This is a genomic window from Mycobacterium sp., assembly GCF_049673265.1.
Taxonomy (GTDB): Bacteria; Actinomycetota; Actinomycetes; order Mycobacteriales; family Mycobacteriaceae; genus Mycobacterium.
Map to the genome: position 1 here is coordinate 1 of NZ_JBATXN010000332.1, position 6,364 is coordinate 6,364.

The following is a 6,364-nucleotide window of genomic DNA, read 5'->3' on the forward strand; positions in this document are numbered from 1 at the left end:
CGATGACCGGACCGCTGCAAGGCCACGACCTGGACGCACTGCTGCACCGGGTGGCGCGTCGCGATGCCGATGCGTTCGCCGATTTCTACGACTACACCAGGGCCCGGGTCTACGGGTTGGTGGCACGCGTGCTGCGCGACGCCGGCTACAGCGAGGAGACCACCCAGGAGGTCTACCTGGAGGTGTGGCGGACGGCCGAGGCCTACGACTCGGCGAAGGGCTCCGCGCTGTCCTGGCTGATGACCATCGCACACCGGCGCGCAGTCGACCGAGTGCGCGCTGAACAAGCCGCCACCCAGCGCGAGTCACGTTACGGCGCAGCCGCGGTCGATCCGGCCCACGACGTCGTCGCCGAATCGGCGCTCGCAGCCGATGAGCGCCGCCGGGTGACAGAGTGTCTTGACGGGCTGACTGACATTCAGCGGCAGTGCATTGAAATGGCCTACTACGGTGGGTTGACGTATACCGAAGTGTCACAACGGTTATCAGCCAACTTGTCGACGATCAAATCGCGGATGCGCGACGCGCTGCGCGGACTCCGCAATTGCCTGGGTGCGCCATGACCGAGCCGACCGAATTCGAACTGCTCGAGCTGGCCACGCCGTATGCGCTGCACGCGGTATCGGATGCCGAGCGGGCCGCGATCGACCGGCAGCTCGCTGCGGCGCCACCATCGGTCGCCCAGGCCTTCCGTGACGAGGTACGCGCGGTCCGCGAGACGATGACGGCGGTCTCGGCGGCAACGGCCGCCGAGCCGCCTACCCGTCTGCGCTCGGCGGTGCTGGCCGCGGTTCAGTCCGCCGGCGGACGTCGATCCCGTTGGCGCACAGCTTTTTTGGCGGCCGCAGCCGCAGTCGTGGTGGGATTGGCGGCCTTCGGTGCGGGAATGGCGATGCGGCCATCGTCCTCGCCGTCGATGGCCGAGCAGATCATGGCGGCACCGGATGTGCGAACGGTCTCCGGGCAGCTGGCCGGCGGGACGGCGACGGTAGTGTTCTCGCGCGACCGCAACGCCGGTGTGTTGGTGATGAACAACGTGCCCCCACCCTCGCAGGGCACCGTGTATCAGATGTGGCTGATCGGCGACAAAGGCCCTACATCGGCAGGCACGATGAACACCGCGGCCGTCGCTCCTTCGACCACCGACATGCTGACGAATCTCGGGAGTTCCAGCGCGCTGGCGTTCACCGTCGAACCCGGCACTGGCTCACCACAGCCGACCGGGAAGATCCTTGCCAAGCTGTCGTTGAGCTAGCGGCCCAACCGGAGGACTGGGGTGCAAAGACTAGAGACCGATTATCTGGTCGTCGGTGCGGGCGCGGTGGGCATGGCGTTCACCGACACCCTGGTGGCCGAGACTGACGCACACGTTGCGATCGTCGACCGCGGCCATGCGCCGGGTGGGCATTGGACATCGGCCTACCCGTTTGTCCGCTTGCATCAGCCATCGGCTTATTACGGTGTCAACTCCCGCGCGCTGGGCAGCGACACCATCGACCGGGTCGGCTGGAACGAGGGGCTTTACGAGCTGGCCACCGTGGGAGAAGTGTGTGCCTACTTCGATCAGGTCATGCACCAAGACCTGTTGCCCAGCGGACAAGTGTCGTATTTTCCGATGGCGGAATACCTGGGCGAGGGCCGATTTCGCACGCTGGCCGGCGACGACTACACCGTCGACGTTCGCCGACGAGTGGTGGACAGCACCTACCTGAAGACCGTGGTGCCGTCGATGCGCCCGCCGCCGTATCACGTCGGCGACGGAGTCGACTGCGTCGCACCCAACGACCTACCGGTCTCGGCGGCGGGCCACCAGCGGTTCGTCATCGTCGGCGCAGGCAAGACCGGCATCGACGCCTGCTTATGGTTGCTACGCAACGCTATTGCGCCGGAGCGGCTGACGTGGATCATGCCCCGTGACGCGTGGCTGATGGACCGGGCCAACATTCAACCCGGCCCACAATTTCTTCAGCGGTTCCAGACCAGTTTCGTCGCGCGGCTGACCGCGATCGAAGGCGCCACGAGTATCGAGGACCTGTTCGACCGTCTGGAGGGCAGTGGCAACTTGCTGCGGCTGGATCCCGCGACGCGCCCGAGCATGTATCGCTGCGCAACCGTGTCGCAGGCTGAACTACAGCAGCTGCAACGCATCTCATCCATCGTGCGAATGGGACGCGTGGAACGCATCGAAGCGGGCACGGTGGTGCTGGCTGACGGTTCGATACCCGCCGAGCGTTCGACGCTGTACATCGATTGCACCGCCGACGGGCTTCAACGTCGGCCACCCACACCGGTTTTCGACGGTAACCGGATCACCCTGCAGAGTCTGCGCGGCTGCCAGCAAGTGTTCAGTGCCGCCTTGACGGCCCACGTTGAGGCGGCGTACCACGACGACGCGACTCGAAATGATCTGTGCGCCCCAGTGCCCCATCCCAGCACCGACCTGGACTGGCTCACCACGACGATGGCCGAGCAGCACAACCAGATCCGCTGGCTGGACGACGCGGACCTGTTCGAATGGCTCTGCGCGGCAAGGCTGGATCTCATGCGGCACATGTACGCCCCGCTGACGGCGAACCCGAAGGTCCGCGACAAGGTCCTGGGGTTGATCAAGGCGGGGCTGCAGTCGGCCAATCAGAAGCTGGACGCGTTACGCCTTGCGCAGACTGCCCAGCAGCGCGGCTAATACGCCGAGCACCACCAGCACTCCCCCGGCAGCCAGCGTCACGTTGAGCCATTGGTGCAGACTGCTTTCCGCTTGACCGACCATGACATCGGCGATCCGTCGGATGTCTCCGCCCGTGTTGTTCAGCGCATCGTTGATCCGGCGGCGGGCGAGTTCGATGGCCGCCCAACCGGCGGCGCCGACCAGTAACGCCGAGATACCCAGCCACGCCAGCGCTCTGCCGCGACTACGCGCGATGGCCAGTGTCAGCAGCGCACTAATGCCGGTCAGCACCGCCGCGGCGATGCTCACCCACGGGCCCCAGGTGGCGGCAAGCCGTAATTTGCCGGGCTGCAAGAGTTGTGGGGTGGTCACCGTCAAGGGAACGGCGACCGTGGAGGGCACCTGTACGTGGTGACCGATCAGGAGCCGATCGAACACCGGGTCGTTGAGCATCGGGGCCACATCGACGATCCACTGGTTGGACTGCCCGCTGGCGCGGGTGAACAGCCACCCGTGCAACTGCCGATTGGCCTCCGCGAAATGCGGCGGGAACGACGGGCTGGCGGTGTACGAGGTGGCCACGTCATGCACCTCTGATGAGCTGATCGAGTAACCGTGCGCGCTGATCAGCGTCATTGCCTTGGAAGTCAGCTCGGATGCCGCCGCGGCCTGCAGGGTCGGGTCACTCGCGGCCTTCTCCGCCATTGCCGTGTAGCCGTGGACGTCGACGACGTGCGTCTGTGCCCACACCGTCGGCACCGTAACCGCCAGCGTCGCCGTGGTGAGCAGCCACAGCAGCGCTGTCACCGCGAATCGCACGCGGTTAAGCGTACGAGGTCATTTGGCGACCCGACGCGGACGCGCCAGCGCCAAACGGGTCAGCACACGGTTCATCCGGGTCAACGCTTTGAGCGAATTGCTGTAGTAGTTGCCTCCCGCGCCGACGCTGGTGCGAGGCCCGACAACGGTCTCGACACGGCAGTATTTGCGTAGCCCCTCGGCGCCGCCCCACCGTGCCCCGATGCCCGACGCCTTCCAGCCACCCATCGGCGCCGTCGTGCACATCAGGTTGGCGATCACATCGTTGATGTTGACTGCACCGCAATCAAGCCGCAGCGCAATCTCTTTCGCCCGATCAACATCACCGGAGAACACCGAGGCGCTCAACCCGTATTCGCTGTCGTTGGCCAGTCGGATGGCTTCGTCGACGGAGCCGACCTTCATGATCGGCAGCGTGGGACCGAACGTTTCCTCGGTCATGCACGTCATCGAGTGGTCCACATCGACGAGCACCGTCGGCTGATAGAAGCTGCCCGGCTTGTCGGCACGCTTCCCGCCGGTCAATACCCGTGCGCCCGCGGCCACCGCCTCGCGAACGTGGCGCTCGGTCACGGCCAGCTGCTGCTCGTCGATCAACCCTCCGAGGTTGTGCCCGTCGCCGGCACCGACCTGCAGCGCTTGCACGCCCCGCACCACGGCCTTGACGAACTGGTCGTACACCGGCTCGAGCACGTAAACCCGCTCGACCGAGACACAGGTCTGCCCGGCGTTGAACATCGCACCCCATACGGCGGCGTGCGCGGCCAGCTCGACGTCGGCGTCCTCCAGGACGATCATCGGGTCCTTGCCGCCCAACTCCAGGCTTACCGGTGTCAACCGGCGAGCGGCGCGCTCCATCACCTTGCGCCCGGTGGGCGTGGATCCGGTGAACTGCACGAAATCGACGTTGTCGATGATGGCTTCGGAGATCTCCCGGGCGCCTTGAGCCAGTGCCAGCACCGCGGGCCCACCCGACTCAAGCCAGCCGCGACGCAGCACCTCGGCGGTCAGCGGGGTGCGCTCGGACGGCTTCAGCAACACCGCGCAGCCCGCGGCCAGCGCACCGATGCCATCCATCAACGCGTTGGCGACCGGGTAGTTCCACGGCGCGATGATGCCCACTACCGGCCGCGGCCGGTAGTGCACGGTCACCTTCTTGATCGCCAGGATGGGCAACGCCGCGGGCCGCCGCTCGGGCTCCAGCGCCTTCTCCATCGTCTTGATGTAGTACGACACGATCATGATCAGCAGCGGCACCTCTTGCGCCGCATCGACGGCGGATTTGCCGGTTTCCTTGATCAGCAGTTCTTCGATCTCGCCGCGGTGCTCGCCCAGCCACACCGCGAAACGAGCCAGGACTTTGGCGCGCCCCTTGGCGCCGCTTTGCTCCCATTCGCGTTGAGCCACGCGCAGCCCCGCGGCGATGGTGGGGACGTCGGCCGGGTCGGTCCACTGCACTTCGCCGGCAACGGCGCCGGTGGCCGGGTTCAAGACGGTGCCGGTGCCCGAGAAGTCGGGCGAGATGGGTGTGATGGCGGTCATGCCGCCCATGCTATCGACAGGTGTCAAATCCGCCGGTGCGCGATGCCCAGCACGTAGGCGGCTTGGCCGAGATGCTGCGCGCAGTCGTCGATGATGCTGACCAGCCGGGCGCTGGCGGTCACCGGCGGATCCCAGTTCCGGTCCACGATGCGCGCCAAGTCCTCGGAGGTCACTCCGGCGACGAATTCCAGCGTCACCTTGTGCACGGCGTGGTAGTAGCCGGCCAACAGATCAGCGGGTGCCTGCACCTTGGCGACGTCCTCGGGGCTGTGCCCGTAACCAGTGTCGTCGCGCGGCAGGTCCAATCCGAAGCGGTCCACCCACCCTTCGGTGGTCCACACTTGGTCGATGCCGGCGATCGGGGCGAGCTGAACATCCTGCACCCGCGCGCTGTGCCAGATCAGCCACGCAATGCTGTTGGCGTTGGGGCTCGGCCGATAGTTGGCTTGTCCGTCGGTGAGGCCGTCGGTGATTTCGTCGACGTGTTCGATCAACCGGGTGAACGCGTCGTGCAGCAATTCCCGAGTGGCGTTGTCGGTGCTGGACATACCGGCGACCCTACGCGTGGCAGACCAACGAAATTGCTGACTGGGCAGCCCGCGTTGGGCCAATACGATCGATGACGTGATCGGATTCCGCCGAGCAGTGTTGGCGCTCGCCATCCCGTTGAACCTGATGTTGATCGTCTGGATGGCGATTGGCCGTAGCTTGTTCGGCATCATGACGGCCTGGATGGCCTACTTGATGGTGCTCTGGGCTGCGCCCGCGCTGCTGGTATTGCTGACGTTGTCGACGATTCTGATGTTTTGTCAGCGGCGGCGCCCCGTGCGATTGAGCACCGCTCAGGCCTGGCTTCAGGTGGGGTGCTGGCTCTGCATGTTCGTCGTCGGGATCGCGGTGGTGGACGGCGACGACACCGGCGACGTCGGCGGCATTCTGCTCAGCATCTTCGGCGACAACCCGACGATGGTGAACATCTCCGGGATCGCGATGCTGATCGCGGGATTCGTCGGCGCGGCGGCATGGCTGGCTCTGATGGTGCTCTTGCTCGTCGGGCTGACCAAGAGGCCGCTACCTCCCCCGCCCCCTTACTGGGCCTACCCGCCGCCGGGAGCTCCGTGGTAGACCGCTTCGACGTTATTGCCGTCCGGGTCGCGGACGAAGGCGCCGAAGTAACCGGGGTGGTATTCCGGCCAAAGCCGCGGGGCATGCAGCGATTCGGCGCCCGACTCCACCGCAGCTTGATGAAACGCCCGTACCGCGTCGTGGTCGGCGGCGGCGAACGCGACATGGATCTCCCGATTGGGTCCCATACCGCCGCCCTCCGCTATCCAGAAG

7 protein-coding genes and 1 pseudogene are annotated in these 6,364 nt (G+C 66.0%); 4 read left to right on the forward strand and 4 right to left on the reverse strand.

Translation table 11 applies throughout. From position 1 onward, the window contains the following. The first annotated feature begins 2 nt into the window (after positions 1-2). The 3 genes from WBF82_RS11630 to WBF82_RS11640 are packed head-to-tail and all read left to right on the forward strand — an operon-like array spanning position 3 to position 2,683. The gene (locus tag WBF82_RS11630; protein ID WP_424383183.1) at positions 3-563 is read left to right on the forward strand and encodes a sigma-70 family RNA polymerase sigma factor; all 561 of its coding nucleotides are present in this window, start codon (positions 3-5) and stop codon (positions 561-563) included. Then, positions 560-1,255, forward strand: a complete 696-nt coding sequence (locus tag WBF82_RS11635) for an anti-sigma factor (RefSeq protein WP_424383184.1) — start codon at positions 560-562, stop codon at positions 1,253-1,255. Before WBF82_RS11630 ends, WBF82_RS11635 begins: the two co-directional genes overlap by 4 nt. Positions 1,256-1,276: 21 nt before the next feature. Continuing rightward, a complete protein-coding gene (locus WBF82_RS11640) occupies positions 1,277-2,683 on the forward strand; it encodes an NAD(P)-binding protein (RefSeq protein WP_424383185.1) in 1,407 nt (468 codons plus the stop codon). Here the strand turns inward: WBF82_RS11640 and WBF82_RS11645 are convergent. From WBF82_RS11645 to WBF82_RS11655, 3 genes are read right to left on the reverse strand one after another with little or no spacing between them, the layout of a single operon-like run. Beyond that, positions 2,648-3,484, reverse strand: a complete 837-nt coding sequence (locus WBF82_RS11645) for a hypothetical protein (protein WP_424383186.1) — start codon at positions 3,482-3,484, stop codon at positions 2,648-2,650. The two genes, WBF82_RS11640 and WBF82_RS11645, sit on opposite strands and share 36 nt — an antisense overlap. Before the next feature lie 18 nt (positions 3,485-3,502). Further along, positions 3,503-5,026 carry an aldehyde dehydrogenase family protein gene (locus WBF82_RS11650; protein WP_424383187.1) on the reverse strand — a complete coding sequence of 508 codons (1,524 nt, stop codon included), beginning with the start codon at positions 5,024-5,026 and terminating at the stop codon, positions 3,503-3,505. A gap of 23 nt (positions 5,027-5,049) precedes the next feature. Further along, complete coding sequence (locus tag WBF82_RS11655; protein ID WP_424383188.1) at positions 5,050-5,574, reverse strand: mycothiol transferase; 525 nt, start codon at positions 5,572-5,574, stop codon at positions 5,050-5,052. 76 nt (positions 5,575-5,650) lie between these two features. Here WBF82_RS11655 and WBF82_RS11660 point away from each other — a divergent pair, with 76 nt between their 5' ends. Further along, the gene (locus WBF82_RS11660; protein WP_424383189.1) at positions 5,651-6,151 is read left to right on the forward strand and encodes a hypothetical protein; all 501 of its coding nucleotides are present in this window, start codon (positions 5,651-5,653) and stop codon (positions 6,149-6,151) included. Here the strand turns inward: WBF82_RS11660 and WBF82_RS11665 are convergent. Further along, positions 6,124-6,364 (reverse strand): annotated as a pseudogene (locus WBF82_RS11665) (VOC family protein); the annotation flags it as partial. The gene WBF82_RS11660 and the pseudogene WBF82_RS11665 sit on opposite strands and share 28 nt — an antisense overlap.